This window comes from Flaviramulus sp. (assembly GCF_982512915.1).
Genome location: NZ_CEWOCJ010000009.1, coordinates 1 through 19676, shown reverse-complemented (window position 1 = coordinate 19676; position 19676 = coordinate 1). Strand labels below are relative to the sequence as shown.

The following is a 19676-nucleotide window of genomic DNA, read 5'->3' as shown; positions in this document are numbered from 1 at the left end:
ATTAGTGAAAATAGTAGAACAAATAAAGCAACCTATAGCGTATGAAATGGATCTTTTCGAACAAAAGTTCCAACTTTCTATGTCTAGTAAAGTGGCTTTACTTAATAGGATTACCCACTATATAGTAAACCGTAAAGGGAAACAAATGCGACCAATGTTTGTGTTTTTAGTTGCTAAAATGGTTTCAAATGGTGAAGTAAGTGAGCGAACCTATCGAGGCGCTTCCGTTATTGAGCTTATTCATACAGCAACTTTAGTACATGATGATGTTGTTGATGATAGTAATCGAAGACGTGGATTCTTTTCTGTAAATGCACTTTGGAAAAATAAAATAGCAGTTTTAATTGGCGATTATTTATTATCAAAAGGTTTATTACTGTCTATTGATAATAATGATTTCGACTTGCTTAAAATCATATCGATTGCTGTTAGAGAAATGAGTGAAGGCGAACTTCTTCAAATTGAAAAAGCTCGAAAATTGGATATTACAGAAGCTATTTATTATGAAATTATCCGTCAAAAAACTGCAACCTTAATTGCTGCTTGTTGTAGTTTAGGAGCAGCTTCTGTTAAACCAGAATCGCAGCATGTTGAAACCATGCGAAAATTTGGAGAACTTATTGGAATGGCTTTTCAAATAAAAGATGATTTGTTTGATTATAGCGATGACCAAATTGGCAAACCAACAGGTATCGATATTAAAGAACAGAAAATGACGTTGCCTTTAATTTACACCTTAAATCAAGCTTCAAAAAAAGATAAAAAGTGGTTAATCAATTCTATAAAAAATCATAATAAAGACAAAAAAAGAGTAAAAGAGGTTATTGCTTTTGTGAAAAGAAACGGAGGTTTAGATTATGCCATTTCTAAAATGAAAGCATTTCAGGATGAAGCATTGTTATTGCTAGAATCATACCCAAAGTCGGATTTTAAAAACTCACTAGTATTAATGGTTAATTACGTTATTGATAGGAAGAAGTAGTCTTTCTAGGTTTAAGTAAAAATTATTTTTTGTAAAATAATTGAACCTATTTTTGTTATTTAATTTTGAATCAATGCAACAAACATCAAATACCATATTAATGGTGCGTCCGGTAAATTTCAGGATGAACGAACAAACATCTATTAATAACTATTTTCAAGAAGATATAGATAAAAAAAACACTGAAATTAATCTTTTAGCACAACAAGAATTTGATGCTTTTGTTGAAAAGCTAAAGCATGTAGGTGTGCAAGTAATTGTTGTGAATGACACTAAAAATACGGATACACCAGATTCTATTTTCCCAAATAATTGGGTGTCTTTTCACGAAAACGGTAATGTAGGTTTGTATCCCATGTTTGCTGAAAACAGACGTTTAGAACGCCGAGAGGATATTTTGGAAACTCTTGAAGTTGAAGGTTTTTTGATTAATAATGTTTATGATTACACTAGTGCCGAAGCCGAAAATATTTTTCTGGAAGGTACAGGGAGTATTGTTTTAGATAGATCTAATAGAAAAGCATATTGTGCTTTATCACCAAGAGCAGATGAGGATTTGTTCATAGAATTTTGTGAGGATTTTGAGTATACTCCAGTAATTTTTAATGCCTATCAAACTGTAAATAGTAAACGTAAAGCAATTTATCATACCAATGTAATGATGTGTATTGGTGAAACTTTTGCGGTTGTTTGTCTAAACAGTATTGATGATAAAAAGGAACGTAAAAATGTATTGTCTCACTTAAAACAAGATGATAAAGATGTTATTGATATTTCTGAAAATCAAATGAATAATTTTGCAGGTAATATGTTACAGTTAAAAGGTGCTAATAATACCTCCTTTGTGATTATGAGTCAAGCAGCATATGACATATTAACAGAAAAGCAAATAAATACTATTGAAAAACATTCTAAAATATTGTTTTCGTCCTTAAAAACTATTGAGACTTGTGGAGGCGGGAGTGCACGATGTATGATGGCAGAGGTTTTTTTACCTAAACACTAATTTTTAAACTAAGATGGAGGTAGATTTTGGTAGCTGTACATAAAAAGTACTGCCTTCACCTTGAGTGCTTTCTACCCATATTTTACCATTATTAAGTTCTACAAGTTCTTTGCAAATAGAAAGCCCCAAACCAGTGCCTTTTTCATTGTTAGTGCCAACGGTAGTAAAAGAATTATTTTTAAATAGTTTTTCAAGATTATTTTTAGAAATACCAATTCCGGTATCTGCAACGCTTAGAATACAACTACCATTACTAATATGATTAGAAACCGTTATTGTATCGCCATTTTTACAAAACTTTAATGCGTTAGCAAGGAGATTTTGGATAACAATTTCAATCATACTTCTATCTGCATAAGCAAAATCTCTTAGCGAGTGATCTACCAAATTAATTCCTTTACTCTCCATTCTTTGATCAATAAGTCTTACCTTTTCTTCAAAAACTTCTTGAACATCAAATAATGTTGGTTTAGGCTCTAATGATTGCATTTGAGATTTAGACCAGTTTAATAAATTAAATAATAATAAGGAAGCGTTATTTGCATTTTCACTTAACTCAGGAATTAAATTATAAAATTCTTCTCTTGTTAAGGAGCCATCTTTAAGTAAATCTATAAAACCATTTATAGACGAAAGAGAATCTTTTAAATCATGTGATACAATAGAAAAGAGTTTGTCTTTTACATTGTTTACATTCTCTAAATGTTTGGTTTGCTCTAAAATCGCTTCGTTTTGTAATTCAATTTTGATATTCTTTTCTTCTAACTCTTGAACGTATTTGATGTTATTATTACGTTTTAAAAAGATAAAAATTAAAAAAGTAGATACAATAGCTAGGGCACCTAGCAGTGCATAAAAAATAAGTTTTAATTTATTGTACCTTTCATCAGACGCTTCATTATTTAAATTTTTACTTTTGTTAGAGTTTGGAATATTTAAAGGTGTTTCTAGAATCTTGTTTAATTCAATTTCTTGTTGGTCTAAGTTGTTGTTTCCTATTAAAGCTTCTTTTTTATTGAGTTTATTGTTTAACTCATAATATTCTCGTTGCCATATAAAAGCTCTATCGTATCTCTTTTTTATCGAGTCAAGAGTTTTCATTAAATCATAATGCTTTAAAAGCTCGGTACTGTTGTCAATCCTTTTCGCAATATCGCCCGCTTCTAGTAATTGTTTTTCAGCAATAACTAAACGGTTTTGTTTGATATTTAAATCACCTAAATTATTTAAAGTAACCAATAAATTAGATTTGTCTTCTTTACGAATATTAATATTATAACCTTTAATGAGATATTTTGAAGCTTCATCAAAGTCGTTAAATTTTAAATATTCACCACCTAGTTTTGGGTAAATATATCCTCTAACAGAATCATTTTTAGAAGCATTACTAGCTAAAACTTTTTCGTAATATTCTATAGCTTTTCTGTGTTCTTTTTTTCTTGAATAAAGTTCTGCTAATTTGCTACAAGAGCCATTAATACCTTCAACATCATTCAGTTTTTCTTGCTGTACAAGCGCTTTTTTATAAAATTCTAAGGCTTTTTCAAAAGCATTTATATTATAATAAGCATTGGCTAAGTTGCCATAAGCTAAATCAAGATCTTTAGTTAAATTTCTACTTTCTAATTCTTTAATCGCTTCGAGGGCATATTTTAAACCTTTACTATAATTACCTCTACCAATTTCAATTAAACCTATGCTATTATTAACTTTAGCAATATTAAGGGTGTCTTTAAGATATTCAAATAATGATTTTGATTTATTATATCCGCTTATAGCATTAATGTAATCGCCTTTTTGAGCATATATTAATGCTTTGTAAAAAGTAATTTCTGCGATGCCTTTTTTGTAGTTAATAGAGTTTGAAAGTTTTTCACTTTCAATAATGTATTTTAGGGCTCTATCGTACTCTTTTACTTTAAAGAGAGATTTTACAAGTTCTAATGAGGTTTCAATTTTAGTAGTGTCCTGATCTTGGAAAGCTAATTCTAAAGCGAGGCTATCTATCTCATTGGTTTGAGAAAAACCAATTAAAACAAACAAATTCACAATTAATAAAATAATTATTTTCCTCATATTAACATTTAAATTACAACTAGGCACTAAAGCACTCACTTTTGGGTTTTTATATTTGAGAGAATATAAAATGCTTTAATAAGTTATAATTGTCAGTTCGTGTTGCTTTTTTCCAACAAGTTGGATTTAATAATAGCTTTACTCAGCAAAAGTTGATAAAAGCACTATCAAAATCTAATTTCTGCGTTTTAATACCAATAAATTAGATGAAATACCACCCAAAAAACAGCCTAAAAATCGACGAATAGATTAACGGCAAAAATCATAGAAAAACCGCTATTTTACCGATAAAATACAATATAGTTTTCATTTTTTTTCAACAATTTCATACCATTACTTTTAACAGAATTTTTGAAATTATTTGGTTTAAAATTCAAAGCTTCTTGTCGCTAATTTCTACTTACTAAGCTTTTATGTAAATCTTAAAAAAACATAAAAAACTTGTTATCTTTGCAAACCTATAAAAACGTCAAAATGAATCTTGAGAATATCTTATCAAATCACGTAAAAGAAGCTGTGAAATCTAATTTTAATGTTGCATTAGAAACAGTCGAATTTCAAGCAACTAGAAAAGAATTTGATGGAGATATTACGGTTGTGATTTTTCCCATGTTGCGATTTGTAAAAGGTAATCCGGTTCAAATTGGCGAAATCATAGGAAATTATTTAGTTGAAAAAGTTATCGATGTTAAAGCTTTTAATGTAGTAAAAGGGTTTTTAAATATCGAAATAGGTGATTTCTTCTACCTCAATTTTTTCAACATTAATAAAGCAAATGAAACTTTTGGTTTTGTTTTTCCAAAAGCGGAAGAAAAAGCTATAATGGTAGAGTATTCTTCACCTAACACAAACAAACCACTTCATTTAGGGCATGTAAGAAATAACCTTTTAGGTTATAGTGTCGCAGAAATTTTAAAAGCTTCAGGTAAGAAAGTTTACAAAACTCAAATTATAAACGATAGAGGTATACATATTTGTAAAAGTATGTTGGCTTGGAAACATTATGGTAAAGGAGAAACTCCGGAAAGCACTGGTTTAAAAGGTGATAAATTAGTTGGTAATTATTATGTGAAGTTTGATCAAGAGTATAAAAAAGAAATACAAGATTTAATCGCTAAAGGAAGTACTGAAGAGCAAGCTAAAAAAGAAGCGCCTATTTTATTAGAAGCTCAACATATGCTATTAAAATGGGAGGCAGGCGATGAAGAAGTAGTGAGTCTCTGGAAAAAAATGAACGGTTGGGTTTATGAAGGATTTAATGAAACTTATATAAACTTAGGTGTAGATTTTGACACATTGTACTATGAAAGCAATACCTATTTACTAGGAAAAGAGTTTGTAGTTGAGGGTTTAAAATCAGGAGTTTTTATAAAAGAAGCAGATGGCTCAGTTTGGTGTGATTTAACAGAAGACGGATTAGATAAAAAAATAGTACAACGTGCTGATGGAACAGCGGTTTACATGACACAAGATATAGGTACTGCTATCCACCGAATTAAAGATTTTCCAGATGTTGGTGGTATGGTTTATACGGTTGGTAACGAGCAAGATTATCATTTTCAAGTTTTGTTTTTAATCCTTAAAAAATTAGGTTTTGATTGGGCTAAAAATTTATATCATTTAAGCTACGGAATGGTAGATTTACCAAGTGGTAAAATGAAAAGTAGAGAGGGAACTGTTGTAGATGCTGATGACTTGATTGCTGATATGTCTCAAACTGCAGAGGAAATTTCAGAGGAATTAGGTAAACTTGATGGATACTCAGTAGAAGAGAAAAAAGAACTATATAAAACCATAGGGTTAGGTGCTTTAAAATATTATATTTTAAAAGTGGATCCCAAGAAAAGAATTTTGTTTAACCCTAAAGAATCTATTGATTTTCAAGGAAATACAGGTCCTTTTATTCAGTATACCTACGCTAGAATTCAATCGATTTTAAGGAAATCAGAGTTACAAACTGTTATTGGATCAGATGTTAATGGAATTGCACTTCATCTTAAAGAAAAGGAGTTAATAAAACAAATTCAATTATTTCCAGAAGTTGTTCAAAATGCTGCTGAAAATCACAGTCCAGCTTTAATAGCAAACTATACTTACGATTTAGTAAAAGAGTTTAATTCTTTTTATCAAAATGTATCTATTTTAGGTGCAGATGATCCTAATGAAAAAGTTTTTAGAATTCAACTTTCTAATATGGTTGCAAATACTATAAAAAATAGTTTCAGTTTATTGGGTATTCAGGTACCAGAAAGAATGTAGTTTTGGGTTTAAAAAAGTTTTAAAATCACTTTACCCTAACACTATCAGGAACTAATTTAGTGTAATCCCCATTATTTCTGATTACATCACGAACAATAGATGATGCGATGTACGAGGTTCTGGATGATGTTAAAAGAAAAACAGTTTCAATTTCAGAAAGGCTCCTGTTAGTATGTGCAATTGCTTTTTCAAATTCAAAATCTGCTGGATTTCTAAGCCCACGTAAAATAAAATCTACACCAATTTCTTTGCAAAAATCTACAGTCAATCCTTTGTAGGTTGTCACTTTTACTTTAGGTTCATCAGCAAAAGCTTCTTCAATAAATTTTTTGCGTTCATCCAAGGAGAACATATATTTTTTATCTGAGTTCACTCCAATAGCAACAATAATTTCATCAAAAAGGGTTACACCACGTTTTATAATATCGTAGTGGCCTAAAGTTAGCGGATCAAATGATCCTGGGAATAAAGCGCTTTTCATATGTTAAAATTACAATATTTATTTTAAAGCTTCCTCAATAGCATTATCAAATAAATCACTCATACTTATACCAGCTGCTGTTGCTTGTTGCGGTAGGATACTAGCCCGAGTTAAACCCGGTATAGTGTTTACTTCTAATAAATGTGGCTCGCCATTTTTAAAAATATACTCACTTCGGCTAAAGCCTTTCATTTTTAAAATATTGTAAACTTTTTCAGCAATCGCATTTACTTTATTTTCTTGCTCTTTTGTTAATCTTGCGGGTGTTATTTCTTGAGATTTTCCTAAATATTTAGCTTCATAATCAAAAAAATCATTTTCACTTACAATCTCTGTTATTGGTAATACTTTTGTTTTTCCTTTATACGTTATAACTCCAACTGAAACCTCTGTTCCATCTAAAAAGGATTCAATAATAATTTCATCGTCTTCTTTAAAAGCGATATCAATCGCATTTTGTAAATCTTCTTTTTTATGAACTTTAGAAACCCCAAAACTACTTCCGGCTTTGTTTGCTTTAACGAAACAAGGTAGTCCAACTTTAGAGATGATATCGTTTTCGTTAATATTATCACCTAAATTTAGATAGTAAGATTCTGCAGTTTTTATACCATAAGGTTTTAAAACGCTTAAACAATCTCGTTTATTAAAAGTTAAACTGGCTTGATACATATCACAACTAGTTTGTGGGATATTTAATAATTTAAAATAGGCTTGCATAAAACCGTCTTCACCTGGAGAACCATGTATGGCGTTAAAAACACAATCAAAGTTTATTTTTTTATCATCAACTTTAACAGAAAAATCATTTTTATCAATAGGAAATTCTTTATCATTTGCATCAACGTACACCCATTTTTCTTTAAAAATATGGATGCGATATGCGTTGTATTTTGAAGAATCCAAGGTTTCATAAACCACGTTTCCACTTTTTATAGAGATTTGATATTCACTGGAATACCCACCCATAATAACGGCTATATTTTTTTTCATTGATGTAGAAGTAATTTAGTACGCGTCTAAAACTTAAAATTAAACGTAACTAATATAAGTTAAGCTAAAATATCATATAAATTGCAAAAGAAAAAACAGTTCTGTTTTTTATATATTTGCCTAATAGAAATTTTATACATGAGTATTATTAAATTCATTACCAGTAAAACTTTTTTGAAGCAAATTTTATTGGCTATTGCAGCAATTTTTGTGCTATGTTTTATACTCTTACAATGGCTAAGAATGACTACTAATCATGGGAATTTTGAAACGGTTCCGGATTTAAAAGGAAAATCTATTAATGTTGCTCAGGTAGAACTAGAAGATAATAATTTAGTACTACAAATTCAAGATTCTGCCAACTATAATCCTGATTACCCTAAGTTTTCGGTTATTGAACAAGATCCATTAGCAGGAGCTAAAGTTAAAGAAGACAGAAAAATATATATTACATTAAATCCTTCTGGATATAGAAAAATTAGAATTCCAGATGGCTTAATTGATAAAACATACCGACAAGTAAAACCAACACTAGAAGCTTTGGGTTTTAAAATTGGAAAAACAACTTATGTTGATAATATTGGAAAAGAAATGGTTTTAAAACTAACCTATAAAGGAACTACTATAGAAACTGGCGATAAACTTCCAAAAACATCTGTAATAGATTTGGTTTTAGGTAACGGAAACAGACCATAAATATGGAAGATTTCACACCTGAATTACCTGAAGAAGATGATAATGATCTATATGAACATTATGCATTTGCCGTAGAAAAGGGGCAAAACCCACTAAGAATAGATAAATATTTAATGAATTTTGTTGAAAATGCCACGCGTAACAAAATTCAGGCAGCTGCCAAAAATGGGAGTATATTTGTAAACGGATTGGTAGTAAAATCCAATTATAAAGTAAAGCCATTTGATAAAATCAGAGTCTTATTTACGCATCCTCCTCATGAAAACTTATTAGTTGGTGAAGCTATAGACATTGATGTGGTTTATGAGGATGATACGCTTTTAGTTGTAAATAAACCAGCTGGTATGGTAGTTCATCCTGGTCATGGTAATTATTCGGGAACTCTTATTAATGCCTTAATATACAGATTTGATAATTTGCCAAACAATTCTAGTGAACGTCCAGGTTTAGTTCATAGAATTGATAAAGATACGAGTGGCCTATTAGTTATTGCAAAAACCGAACAAGCTATGGCTCATTTGTCTTTACAGTTTGCCGAAAAAACAAGCGAGCGTGAATACGTTGCTATAGTTTGGGGGAATATTGAGGAAGATGAAGGGACTGTTGAAGGCCATATTGGGCGACATCCTAAAAATAGATTACAGAATACAGTTTTCTTAGGTGATGAAGCTGATAAAGGTAAACCTGCCGTAACTCATTATAAAGTACTTGAGCGTTTAGGGTATGTGACTTTAGTTTCATGTAAGTTAGAAACTGGACGAACGCATCAAATCCGGGTTCATATGAAGCATATAGGGCATACCTTGTTTAATGATGAGCGTTACGGAGGCGAAAAAGTTTTAAAAGGAACCACGTTTACTAAATACAAACAATTTGTAGATAATTGTTTTAAAATATTACCACGTCAAGCATTGCACGCAAAAACACTTGGATTTAAACATCCTAAAAATAATGAGTTTATGCGTTTTGATACTCCTATTCCTAATGATATGCAAAACTGTATTGAAAAGTGGCAAAACTATTCTAAACATCAAGAAATAGAGTAGGTAACTTCATTTTTTTTATTTTTGCCCATAACCTTTAAATCTTTTTTGTTCAAGGGTTTATCTTTATTTTCATGAAAATTTAAAAGTATTTTTAAAAATATCAACACCCTTAGGCAACCATTTGTTTAAAATTTGCGTCTTTATAAATAGAAAGCAAAATGAAATCATTGTTGAAAGTTATTCAATTACATAAAAACGAACCGATGCTTATTAAAAAAGCGATTAAGCAAGATCGAGAGGCACAAAATGTTTTGTTTGAAATGCATGCTCCAAAAATGTTGAGCGTTTGTAGATATTATGTAAAAGATTTTCAACATGCAGAAGATGTGATGCTCAATGCATTTTTCAAAGTGTTTTCTAATTTGATTAGTTTTAGAAATGAAGGTAATTTTGAGGGTTGGATTCGAAGAATTATGGTAAGAGAATCTATTTCATTTTTAAGGCAACAAAAAAAAGTAGAGTTTTCAGTAGATGATATTTTGATATATGATGATTACTCTAACAATATAGATACTAATATTGAGGTTTCTCAAATACAAGAATTTATTGACGAACTTCCCGAAGGGTATAAAATAGTATTTGTAATGTATGCGATTGAAGGTTATAAGCATCATGAAATAGCAGACATGCTAAAAATAACAGAAGGCACTTCAAAATCGCAATTATTTAAAGCTAGGAAAATGTTACAAGAAAAAATCAAAGAATTAAATAAAACAACAAGCTATGGCACCACTTAAATATGAAGATCAGTTAAAAGAAAAGCTTGAAATTAGAAGGTTACAGCCATCAGAAAATGCTTGGGAAAAACTATCCAATCGTTTAGATAAAGAAGATAAAAAGCATCAAAAACCTTATTGGTGGCTTGGTTTAACTGCTAGTATTGTGGGAGTTATATTTATAGGATCTCAATTTTTCAATAATCATACTATTGTTGAAGAACCGATAAAAGTTGTAACAATACCAGAAGTAAATGTGAAAAAACATGAAGCTACAATTACAATCACAACAGAAGATTTAAAACCTATTGAAGAATTAACTTTTACAATTGATAAAATCAAAATTATTGAAAAGTATGAAGATGAAAATCTAATTAAATCGACTATTAATGATGCTTATAAAGTAGCTACTAATCCAAAAAAAGAAAACGATTCTAATAGGATTGGTATAGCCCAAGAAATTAAATTTTTAAAAAACACTTTAACTTTTGAAGAGCAAAAAATTCAAGAAGTAGTAGCTCAAGTTACTATTTTGAAGAACCAAAATAATGACGTTACAGATGACGAAATTAATGCGTTACTTAACCAAGCTCAAAAAGAAATTAAATTAAATAGATTACTTAACGAAACTACAGGAGTAGTTGATGCTAATGTGTTGCTTCAAGACGTTGAGGCTGAATTGGATCAATCCTTTAGAAGTAAAGTTTTTGATGCTATTAAATCTAGTTATAATTCGGTAAAAACTGCAGTTGCCCAACGTAACAATTAATAAATTTTCCCCAAAGCTGGAATCTAAAAAAAAGTAAAATAAATCACAATCAATTATTAACAGATACTGAAGCAAATTCAGTATAATACGAACAGTTATGCAAACAATTACAAAGTGTTTAGGACTCCTATTACTGTGTTTAAGTGTACAATTCATTCATGCACAAGACACCATTCAAAATGTAAATAATAATGATAAAATCGCAAGATTAAAATATATAAAGGAAGAAATTGAAAATCAAGAGAGAGAATTTTTAAAAGCGGAAGTTGAAGCTATAAATATTCGACTGAGTAATGGATATATTACTAAAGAAGTGGCCGAGAATCTTAAAAAAGAAGTAGCTAAAAAACGAGCTTTAAATATTGAAAATAGGATTGCTATAATTAATAATAAAATTGCTTTATTAGAAAGAAATGATGATGGTTATGACGCTAGTAGTGATGAAGAAATTTCTGAAATAGGGTTTAGTTTTGGTAACGAGCAAGATGGGTTTGCTGGTATTAGAATAAAGAATAAAAACAAACCAAAAAAATATGATTTACGTACTTCTAGTGATTTTGTCTTAGCTTTTGGTTTAAACAATGCGATTATTGAGGGTGAAAAATTTGATGATTCACCTTATGAAATTGGCGGTTCTCGTTTTTTTGAAATTGGTTGGGCTTGGAAAACTAGATTATTTAAAAATTCTAATTTTTTACGTTTAAAATATGGTTACTCTTTCCAAATTAACGGATTAAAACCTACTGATAATAATTATTTTGTTCAGCAAGGCAATCAAACTATGTTAGAGGAATTTCCTGAGGATCTAAAAAAGTCTAAACTTTCTATTACTAACTTAGTATTCCCAATTCATTTTGAATTTGGACCATCTAAAAGAATTGATAAAGATACTTATTATAGATATTCAACAAATAAACAATTTAAAATAGGACTTGGTGGATATGCTGGTTTTAATATTGGAACACGACAAAAATTGAAATACGAACTAGATGGCGAACGAATAAAAGATAAACAAAAACGTGATTTTAATACATCAAATTTAGTATATGGTTTAAGTGGTTACGTGGCAATTGATGAGGTAGCTCTTTATGTAAAATATGATTTATCACCAATATTTAATAACCAAGCTATCAAACAAAATAACATATCAATTGGAGTTAGGTTTGATATGGATTAGAAATAATTATTAGTATTTCTGTTAATCAAAAGGGCGAAAATTTAAATTTTCGCCTTTTGATTAATTTATAAGTTAATATTAGTTTTTAGCATCTTTCAATTCTTTTTGTAGATGATCTAAATATAAAATACCATTTAAATGGTCAACTTCATGTTGAAAAATAACTGATGTAAAATCTTTAATCGTTTCAGTTTTATGATTACCATCCATAGTATCATATTCTATCTCGATTGCCAAGGCTCTGTTGCTTAAGGTTTCTCTTCTTTCAGGAATAGACAAACAACCCTCTTTATTAGTTTGTTTTTCATCAGAATACTTTACAATTTTTGGATTTAGGTATACTTCAAAAGGTAAATTTTCTTTATCTAAACGTTGTACCCATATAATATTTTTTAAAATTCCTACCTGCGGTGCTGCTATTCCTAAACCCATAGAGGCACTATCTCTAACAGTAGCATAAAGGCGTTTTACAAAATTTCGTAAAACAGGATTATTTCGGTCTGGTTTTATATAGTTGCTTTTTGTTCTTAGCAATAAAGAGTCATTAACGTTAGTTATTTTAAAAACTCGCATCGGTTTTAAACTATCTGCATTCATTATCAGTTTAGTGTTTTCAGAAGAAAATAATTTTTCAGATACAGATTTTGTTCCAAAGCATCCTGTAATTAATAAAGCTGTAAAAAAAAGAAAGAGATTATTTTTCATAAGATCGAATTCATTCTGAGCTAATTATAGGTTTACCATTCGTTAATTCTATTAGAATCTAATTTAATAAAAATAAATAATAAAATAGTAAATGCCCAGAGTCCAGAACCTCCATAACTAAACATTGGTAAGGGTATTCCAATAGTTGGAATTAGCCCCATTACCATTCCAATATTCACTAAAAAGTGTATAAAAATTATAGAAGCGACACCATAGCCATAAACGCGACTAAATTGAGATTTTTGTAACTCTGCTAAATGCAAAATACGAAGCAATAACAATACAAAAAGTATTACCACTAATGCACTACCTAAAAACCCCCATTCTTCACCTACAGTACTAAAAATATAATCTGTGTGTTGCTCAGGCACAAACTTGCCTGTTGTTCTAGTTCCTTCCATAAAGCCTTTCCCGGTTATACCTCCAGAGCTAATTGCTTTTTCAGATTCATTTAAATTATAGGCAAAAGTCTGTTTCATTCTCTCCAATTTTTCTGGGTCTTTCTCAAGTCTGAGCCAAAGACTAATTCGTTCTTGTTGGTGGGGTTTTAAAATGCTTTGATAAAAGAATTTTAAGCCAAACGATATACTTATAGCAGCTAATGCAATTAAAAGTGATTGGTAGATTCTAAGTTTCTTTTTGCTTAAAAAATGATAAGTAATTATAAGTGTTATTGCTAAAATTGAAGTAATTAACTGTCCGAATTTTAAAGATAAAATAGATATTAAAATAACTGATATTCCAATGGTTAAGTAATATTTCGGAAGCCCTTCTCTATACAATACAAAGAAGAAAGCGCCATATACAATGGTGCTACCTGTATCGTTTTGAAGAAGCACTAGAATAGCAGGTATTATTATGATGATAAATGTTTGAATTTGATCTTTAAGTGTTTTAATATTTGTATTTAAATCGCTTATATACTTGGCCACCGCTAAAGAAGTGGCCGTTTTAGCAAACTCGCTTGGTTGTATTGTAAAACTACCAATACCATACCACGAGGTTGCGCCATTTACATTTTTCCCAAAAATAAAAAGTCCAACAAGTGATAACATTGAAATTATATAAATAATACTTGAAAAACGTTCGTAAAATTTTGTATCAATAGCTAATAATAGGATTATTAATCCAAATGTTAGAAAAATAAAAATAAGCTGTTTCCCAAATGGTTGAGAAAAGTCGAAATAATTTATTGTAGTACCTGTGTGCGATGCAGATAAAATATTTAACCAACCAAAACCAACCAATAGTAAGAATAAAACAATTGTAATCCAATCGAATTTAAAATGCCTATTAGTTTCCCTAACCATTAATTATCAAGTTTATTAATTTTATCAAGCTCTTTTTTTAATTGTAAATATTCTTGTTCTTCAACAAGTTGTAAAGTTGAGTTGCCATTAATTGCAAAAGGTTTATCGGAAAGTGGTTTTTCATATTCATTTTGAAGACTATGTTTTATAAGCCATTCCTCTAAATCGGTTCTGGTTATGGTGCCTTTTATATATTTTTCAATAATTAAACTGGCTATTCTTCCAGCAAAACGGCTTCCCCAATAACCATTTTCAACAAAAACAGCTATGGCTATTTTAGGGTTGTCCTTAGGGGCGAATGCCACAAAAATAGAATGGTCTGTTAATTCTGTTTTAACACCATTTATTTTAGTGTAATTTTGTGCAGTACCTGTTTTTCCACAAATTTCAATATCTGGTACTTGTAAAGAATAGGCAGTTCCTTTATTATAAACATCAAACATACCCTGTATAACGGGTTCAAAATGTTCTTTGTTTATAGTGGTATATTTTGGGGTGGTATAGTTAGCATCAATAGACTCGCCTTCTATAGATTTTATGATGTGAGGTGTGTAATAATACCCTCTGTTACCAATGGCGGCAACCATATTAGCTAGTTGAATTGGGGTGGCTTCTACTTCGCCTTGTCCAATGGCGTTAGATACATTGTATGTTGAAACCCAAAGGTTTTCTCCATACCATTTATCGTAAAAATCTCCGTCAGGGATGCGTCCTTTGCTTCCAATTTTTAAGTCATAACCCAAATAGTCACCAAGACCAAAGCTTTTAACATGATTGCTCCATACATTCATACCATCTCCAGCATCTTCATATTTATCAATAATACGTCTATATACATTTGCAAAATAGGCATTACAGGATTGTGCGATACCATCATTCATAGCTAATGGGCTTGCGTGACTGTGGCAACCTGTTAATCTTCTACTGCCTATATAATAACCCATTCTGCAATAAAATCTATCCTCAGTTGTAACTACATTTTCTTGTAAACCTACTAGTGCATTTATAACTTTAAAAGGAGAGCCAGGTGGGTATTGTGCCAACAAACTTCTGTCATATAAAGGTCTAGCTATCGTATCGTTATATAATTTTGTGAAATTTTTAGAGCGTTCTCTTCCTACTAATAAATTAGGATTATAAGAAGGCGCCGATACCATGGTTAGAATTTCTCCACTACTAGGTTCAATAGCTATAATGCCACCGCGCTTATTTTTCATAAGCAACTCACCATATGCTTGAAGTTGTGCATCAATGGTAATGGTTATATCTTTCCCCTGTTCAGGGATAGTATCAAATATACCATCTTTGTAAGGCCCAATATTTCTGTTAAATCTGTCTTTTTGGATAAATTTAATGCCTTTTACACCTCTTAATGTATTTTCATAGGAAGCTTCTACTCCCTGCTTCCCTACTAAATCTCCCATTTTATAGTAAGGGTCTTTATTGATAATGGCATTATTAACTTCTCCTATATCCCCTAAAACATTAGCTCCTATGGTGGTCTGATAATGTCTTAACGAACGTTTTTGAATATAAAACCCACGAAATTTCCGCATTTTTTCTTGTAAAACTGCATAATCTTCTTTTGATAAATGCGGTACAAAAACGGATGGTAATCTAGGCGAGTAACGATAAGCTTTGTTATATGTGTTTATGAATTGTTGCTTTTCTATTTTTAATAAAGAACAAAATTCTAGAGTATCTAAAGGTTCTACTTCTCTAGGAATTATCATAACGTCGTATGATGGTTGGTTTGCTACTAAAAGCGCACCATTTCTATCATATACAAAACCTCTTTTTGGATAATCATAAACTTTTCTAATTGCATTATCCTCATATAAATCATGAGAACTGGCATTGTAAACTTGTAAATAGAAAAGTCTTGAAATAAATAATATTCCAACAGCTATTACAGAAATAAAAAGTAAAAATTGTCTCATTTAGCTTTTCTACTAAAGATTATATTTATGGTCATACATAATAAAATAGTGAATATACTTGAGAATAACGTTTTTTGAAGTACTAAAATTATTTTGGAGAAGTTAAAAATTTCAAGTGAAAATAGCATGAGATGGTGCATTATAGTTAGGAACGTTAAATAGTTGAGTTTAGCTCCAAAATCTACACTATTGAATTTTACAGTTTGATGTTCGTAAATTGTTCCAAAAGAAAATTTTAAAGCCACGGGTCTAACATAACCTATAAAAACACAAGCTGCAGCGTGAATACCACCTGTATCTAAAAAGAAATCAATAATAATTCCTAAAAAAAAACTGAGTAAAATTAATATGATTCGATTGTTTTTAACTGGGAATAAAGCAATAAATAAAATGTATATATATGGGTTTATATATCCCAAAAAATTGATATGATTAAATATTAAAACTTGCAAAATTACTAACGCAAAAAAACGCCATGTATGTATTGAAAAAATACTATTCATTTTGGGATTTTTCTAAATTAGTAATTTCTTTAACTTCAATGTTTTCAATAATGTAAACATGTTCAATATTAGTCATGTCGTTAAAAAGTTTAACTTCAATTTGATAATAATTTTCAGCATCGTCTAATTTGAAACTTTCAACAGTTCCAATATCTATTTTTTTTGGAAAAATAGAAGAACGACCAGAGGTTATTATAGTATCTCCAACTTTAAATTTTGCAACTTTTGGGATATCGATAAGTTGAATTAATTGAGGAGATTTGCCATTCCATGTTAGTGTTCCAAAATGATTTGTTTTTTTTAATTGGGCACTAATTCTGCTAGTTGTATTTAAAATTGATAAAACAGTTCCATAATTAGCACTTGTTTTATCAATAATACCTATGATACCTTTTGATGAAATTACGCCAAAATCTTGTTTAATGCTATCGTTTTTTCCTTTGTTTATAGTTAAAAAGTTGTTTGTTAATGAGTAACTATTTTTAATAATATTAGCATTATAAAATTTGTAAGTCTCATCAAAGGATAAACTATCAATAAAGGTAGAATCTAATTTAATTATCGAATTTCTCAGAAGTGAACGAAGTCTTGTGTTTTCTTCCACCAATAATTGATTTTGAGATTTTAAGTTAAAATAGCCACTAATGTTATTTATCGAATTGTAAACACCACCTGTAAGTAAGTTAGCAGAATTAATAAACTTACTTTTATGGTAAGAATGTGATTGAACTGTAAATAATATTGAAATACCAAACAACAACAAGAATAACAAAAAGTTTTTGTTTCTTATTATAAAGTTAATAATTTGTTGCATGGTTTATAGACCTATTTTATCAATACACTTTTGTATTTAGGTAAATTCTTAAGCGTTATTCCTGTCCCTCGTACAACAGCTCTTAAAGGATCTTCGGCTATGTAAACTGGTAAATCTGTTTTTTGCGATAAACGTTTATCTAAGCCACGCAACATAGATCCACCACCTGCTAAATAAATACCTGTATTATAAATATCGGCAGCTAATTCGGGAGGTGTTTGCCCAAGAGTTTCCATAACAGCATCCTCTATTCTCAAAATAGATTTATCAAGAGCTTTAGCAATTTCTCTATATGAAATGGATACTTGCTTTGGCTTACCAGTTAATAAATCACGTCCTTGAACACTCATATCGTCTGGTGGTAATTCTAAATCTTCAGTAGCAGCACCAATTTGAATTTTTATTTTTTCAGCAGTACGTTCACCTACATATAAGTTATGTTGCGTACGCATGTAGTAAACAATATCGTTTGTAAATACATCACCAGCAATTTTAACTGATTTGTCACATACAATACCCCCCAAGGCAATCACTGCAATTTCAGTTGTACCACCTCCTATATCAACCACCATATTTCCTTTTGGTTGCATAATATCTACACCAATACCAATAGCAGCAGCCATAGGTTCGTGAATCAAGTATACTTCTTTTCCATTAACGCGCTCACATGATTCTTTTACAGCACGCATTTCAACCTCAGTTATACCTGAAGGAATACAGACTACCATACGAAGAGCTGGTGTGAAAAATTTCTTTTTTAAAGCTGGGATGTTTTTAATAAACAGACTTATCATTTGCTCAGAAGCATCAAAATCTGCAATAACTCCATCCTTTAATGGTCTAATAGTTTTAATGTTCTCATGGGTTTTACCTTGCATTAAGCTAGCTTCTTGTCCAACGGCAATTATTTTGCCAGAAATACGGTCTCTGGCTACTATAGAAGGCGCGTCAACAACAACTTTGTCGTTATGAATAATAAGTGTATTTGCAGTGCCTAAATCTATTGCAATTTCTTCGGTTAAGAAGTCGAAAAATCCCATGTGCTAAAAGTAGTATTAGAGTTTAATAAAAAGAACTCTGTAAAAGTAATAAAAGTTAATAAATATATATTACATATGTTGTTCAAAATAGTATTATTATTAATACACATTCGTTTTGGATTCTATTTATGGGTTTAAACTCATATTTTTTTAAAATTTAACTTTTTATTTTCGTTAATGTTAGATAGCTAACATTTTGGATAGTATTGACTTATTAGTTTTACTTAAATTATAAATTAATAAATATCATTTAAAATGAAAAGAGAATTACTTTTAAAAAAAATCATGAAATGTAGCTTTATGATGTGTTGCTTTTTTTTGGCAACCTTTCATGTAAGTGCTCAAGATGTGACGTTTACTAGTGTAAACACTATTACAAATGTTTTAACTATATCAAATCCTGGTTCTTCCACGATAGATTTAACAAACTATCAATTATGTCTAGGACCAGGAACTTATGTGCAAATAGGCTCTCTTACTCCTGTAAATGGTAGCTTAATGTTAGCCGCAGGTGCAGACGTAACGTTATCATATACCATGAATGATACTATGGATGGTTTAAGCTTATTTAGTAATACTAATTTTGGGTCATCTAATTCTGCTGACTTAATAGCTTACGTGCAATGGGGCGCTACGGGGCAACCTAGAGTAGCTCAGGCGGTAAGGACGCTGGGATAGTAGCTTAAATTTTGTCTCAGGAGGAGCGCCATATACAACCACTATGGGAGGTTCTGCAGCATCGTGGACTGCTTGTGATGCTGAAGGAGGCGCGATTCAAATAGCAGGAACAACAGATACAACAGCTAGTATTTGTGTAGGTGAAGGAACAAATGATTTAATAGCTGTAGAGTTTGTAGACATGGGTGTTTTATCAGGCGAGAATTCAACATGGGTAATAACAGACCAAGCAACAGGAAACATTTTAGGCGTACCAGCAACACAACCTGCAGGCGGATTTAATTTAGAAGGCGCACCAACAGGCATCTGCGATATTTGGTACTTACGTTATACAGGCGATATCGGATTAGCAACTGCGAGTAATGTGTCAGACTTATCAGGATGTTTTGATTTATCAAATCCAATATCAGTAAGCAGAAATGCAGTAAATGGAGGCGCGATTCAAATAGCAGGAACAACAGATACAACAGCTAGTATTTGTGTAG

The 19676-nt window shown here is 30.5% G+C and carries 18 protein-coding genes and 1 pseudogene; 10 read left to right on the top strand and 9 right to left on the bottom strand.

The genetic code is table 11. The features are described 5' to 3' along the window. The first annotated feature begins 4 nt into the window (after positions 1 to 4). A complete protein-coding gene (locus AC1XJX_RS07985; RefSeq protein WP_482003446.1) occupies positions 5 to 982 on the top strand; it encodes a polyprenyl synthetase family protein in 978 nt (325 codons plus the stop codon). A 73-nt stretch (positions 983 to 1055) separates the two neighbouring features. Then, entirely contained in the window at positions 1056 to 1988 is a 933-nt protein-coding gene (gene ctlX, locus AC1XJX_RS07980; RefSeq protein WP_482003445.1) for a citrulline utilization hydrolase CtlX, read from the top strand. 3 nt (positions 1989 to 1991) lie between these two features. On the opposite strand, the gene AC1XJX_RS07975 is transcribed toward ctlX, so the two are convergent. Continuing rightward, positions 1992 to 4064, bottom strand: coding sequence for a tetratricopeptide repeat-containing sensor histidine kinase (locus tag AC1XJX_RS07975; protein WP_482003444.1), 2073 nt, complete (start codon positions 4062 to 4064; stop codon positions 1992 to 1994). Between the two features lie 474 nt (positions 4065 to 4538). On the opposite strand from AC1XJX_RS07975, the gene argS reads away from it, so the two are divergent. Next, positions 4539 to 6323 (top strand): arginine--tRNA ligase, encoded by a 1785-nt coding sequence (gene argS, locus AC1XJX_RS07970; RefSeq protein WP_482003443.1) that lies wholly within the window; start codon positions 4539 to 4541, stop codon positions 6321 to 6323. A gap of 25 nt (positions 6324 to 6348) precedes the next feature. Here the strand turns inward: argS and coaD are convergent, their stop codons facing one another. Together coaD and AC1XJX_RS07960 are read right to left on the bottom strand one after the other, a co-directional pair. Continuing rightward, positions 6349 to 6804 (bottom strand): pantetheine-phosphate adenylyltransferase, encoded by a 456-nt coding sequence (gene coaD / locus AC1XJX_RS07965; protein WP_482003442.1) that lies wholly within the window; start codon positions 6802 to 6804, stop codon positions 6349 to 6351. Positions 6805 to 6822: 18 nt separating this feature from the next. Then, complete coding sequence (locus AC1XJX_RS07960) at positions 6823 to 7797, bottom strand: D-alanine--D-alanine ligase (protein ID WP_482003441.1); 975 nt, start codon at positions 7795 to 7797, stop codon at positions 6823 to 6825. A gap of 138 nt (positions 7798 to 7935) precedes the next feature. Between AC1XJX_RS07960 and AC1XJX_RS07955 the strand changes: the two genes are divergently transcribed. The 5 genes from AC1XJX_RS07955 to AC1XJX_RS07935 all read left to right on the top strand — a co-directional run bounded on the left by AC1XJX_RS07955 (position 7936) and on the right by AC1XJX_RS07935 (position 12201). Continuing rightward, a complete protein-coding gene (locus AC1XJX_RS07955; RefSeq protein ID WP_482003440.1) occupies positions 7936 to 8493 on the top strand; it encodes a PASTA domain-containing protein in 558 nt (185 codons plus the stop codon). 2 nt (positions 8494 to 8495) lie between these two features. Continuing rightward, complete coding sequence (locus AC1XJX_RS07950; protein WP_482003439.1) at positions 8496 to 9539, top strand: RluA family pseudouridine synthase; 1044 nt, start codon at positions 8496 to 8498, stop codon at positions 9537 to 9539. A 158-nt stretch (positions 9540 to 9697) separates the two neighbouring features. After that, a complete protein-coding gene (locus tag AC1XJX_RS07945) occupies positions 9698 to 10276 on the top strand; it encodes an RNA polymerase sigma factor (RefSeq protein WP_482003438.1) in 579 nt (192 codons plus the stop codon). Then, positions 10263 to 11024 (top strand): hypothetical protein, encoded by a 762-nt coding sequence (locus AC1XJX_RS07940; protein ID WP_482003437.1) that lies wholly within the window; start codon positions 10263 to 10265, stop codon positions 11022 to 11024. The genes AC1XJX_RS07945 and AC1XJX_RS07940 overlap by 14 nt, the downstream gene beginning before the upstream one ends. A 97-nt stretch (positions 11025 to 11121) precedes the next feature. After that, positions 11122 to 12201 carry a hypothetical protein gene (locus tag AC1XJX_RS07935; protein ID WP_482003436.1) on the top strand — a complete coding sequence of 360 codons (1080 nt, stop codon included), beginning with the start codon at positions 11122 to 11124 and terminating at the stop codon, positions 12199 to 12201. 78 nt (positions 12202 to 12279) lie between these two features. On the opposite strand, the gene def is transcribed toward AC1XJX_RS07935, so the two are convergent. From def to AC1XJX_RS07905, 6 genes are read right to left on the bottom strand one after another with little or no spacing between them, the layout of a single operon-like run. Continuing rightward, entirely contained in the window at positions 12280 to 12906 is a 627-nt protein-coding gene (gene def, locus AC1XJX_RS07930) for a peptide deformylase (protein ID WP_482003435.1), read from the bottom strand. Between the two features lie 32 nt (positions 12907 to 12938). Next, the gene (gene rodA / locus AC1XJX_RS07925; protein WP_482003434.1) at positions 12939 to 14216 is read right to left on the bottom strand and encodes a rod shape-determining protein RodA; all 1278 of its coding nucleotides are present in this window, start codon (positions 14214 to 14216) and stop codon (positions 12939 to 12941) included. Then, entirely contained in the window at positions 14216 to 16156 is a 1941-nt protein-coding gene (mrdA, locus tag AC1XJX_RS07920; RefSeq protein WP_482003433.1) for a penicillin-binding protein 2, read from the bottom strand. The genes rodA and mrdA overlap by 1 nt, the downstream gene beginning before the upstream one ends. Next, complete coding sequence (locus AC1XJX_RS07915; protein WP_482003432.1) at positions 16153 to 16659, bottom strand: rod shape-determining protein MreD; 507 nt, start codon at positions 16657 to 16659, stop codon at positions 16153 to 16155. The genes mrdA and AC1XJX_RS07915 overlap by 4 nt, the downstream gene beginning before the upstream one ends. Next, on the bottom strand, positions 16652 to 17473 hold the full coding sequence (mreC, locus tag AC1XJX_RS07910) for a rod shape-determining protein MreC (protein ID WP_482003431.1): 822 nt from the start codon (positions 17471 to 17473) through the stop codon (positions 16652 to 16654). The genes AC1XJX_RS07915 and mreC overlap by 8 nt, the downstream gene beginning before the upstream one ends. 11 nt (positions 17474 to 17484) lie before the next feature. Further along, on the bottom strand, positions 17485 to 18513 hold the full coding sequence (locus tag AC1XJX_RS07905) for a rod shape-determining protein (RefSeq protein ID WP_482003430.1): 1029 nt from the start codon (positions 18511 to 18513) through the stop codon (positions 17485 to 17487). 255 nt (positions 18514 to 18768) lie between these two features. Here AC1XJX_RS07905 and AC1XJX_RS07900 point away from each other — a divergent pair, with 255 nt between their 5' ends. Continuing rightward, complete coding sequence (locus AC1XJX_RS07900) at positions 18769 to 19191, top strand: hypothetical protein (RefSeq protein ID WP_482003429.1); 423 nt, start codon at positions 18769 to 18771, stop codon at positions 19189 to 19191. A 43-nt stretch (positions 19192 to 19234) separates the two neighbouring features. Then, a pseudogene (locus AC1XJX_RS07895) lies at positions 19235 to 19676 on the top strand (hypothetical protein); the annotation flags it as partial.

Bases quoted from the DNA above. Each gene is read 5' to 3' on its own strand.
- AC1XJX_RS07950 (WP_482003439.1), top strand. From the start codon at position 8,496: ATGGAAGATTTCACACCTGAATTACCTGAAGAAGATGATAATGATCTA.
- mrdA (WP_482003433.1), bottom strand. From the start codon at position 16,156: ATGAGACAATTTTTACTTTTTATTTCTGTAATAGCTGTTGGAATATTA.
- AC1XJX_RS07915 (WP_482003432.1), bottom strand. From the start codon at position 16,659: ATGAATAGTATTTTTTCAATACATACATGGCGTTTTTTTGCGTTAGTA.
- AC1XJX_RS07945 (WP_482003438.1), top strand. From the start codon at position 9,698: ATGAAATCATTGTTGAAAGTTATTCAATTACATAAAAACGAACCGATG.
- AC1XJX_RS07900 (WP_482003429.1), top strand. From the start codon at position 18,769: ATGAAAAGAGAATTACTTTTAAAAAAAATCATGAAATGTAGCTTTATG.
- ctlX (WP_482003445.1), top strand. From the start codon at position 1,056: ATGCAACAAACATCAAATACCATATTAATGGTGCGTCCGGTAAATTTC.
- AC1XJX_RS07975 (WP_482003444.1), bottom strand. From the start codon at position 4,064: ATGAGGAAAATAATTATTTTATTAATTGTGAATTTGTTTGTTTTAATT.
- rodA (WP_482003434.1), bottom strand. From the start codon at position 14,216: ATGGTTAGGGAAACTAATAGGCATTTTAAATTCGATTGGATTACAATT.
- def (WP_482003435.1), bottom strand. From the start codon at position 12,906: ATGAAAAATAATCTCTTTCTTTTTTTTACAGCTTTATTAATTACAGGA.
- argS (WP_482003443.1), top strand. From the start codon at position 4,539: ATGAATCTTGAGAATATCTTATCAAATCACGTAAAAGAAGCTGTGAAA.
- AC1XJX_RS07905 (WP_482003430.1), bottom strand. From the start codon at position 18,513: ATGGGATTTTTCGACTTCTTAACCGAAGAAATTGCAATAGATTTAGGC.
- mreC (WP_482003431.1), bottom strand. From the start codon at position 17,473: ATGCAACAAATTATTAACTTTATAATAAGAAACAAAAACTTTTTGTTA.
- AC1XJX_RS07960 (WP_482003441.1), bottom strand. From the start codon at position 7,797: ATGAAAAAAAATATAGCCGTTATTATGGGTGGGTATTCCAGTGAATAT.
- AC1XJX_RS07940 (WP_482003437.1), top strand. From the start codon at position 10,263: ATGGCACCACTTAAATATGAAGATCAGTTAAAAGAAAAGCTTGAAATT.
- coaD (WP_482003442.1), bottom strand. From the start codon at position 6,804: ATGAAAAGCGCTTTATTCCCAGGATCATTTGATCCGCTAACTTTAGGC.
- AC1XJX_RS07955 (WP_482003440.1), top strand. From the start codon at position 7,936: ATGAGTATTATTAAATTCATTACCAGTAAAACTTTTTTGAAGCAAATT.
- AC1XJX_RS07935 (WP_482003436.1), top strand. From the start codon at position 11,122: ATGCAAACAATTACAAAGTGTTTAGGACTCCTATTACTGTGTTTAAGT.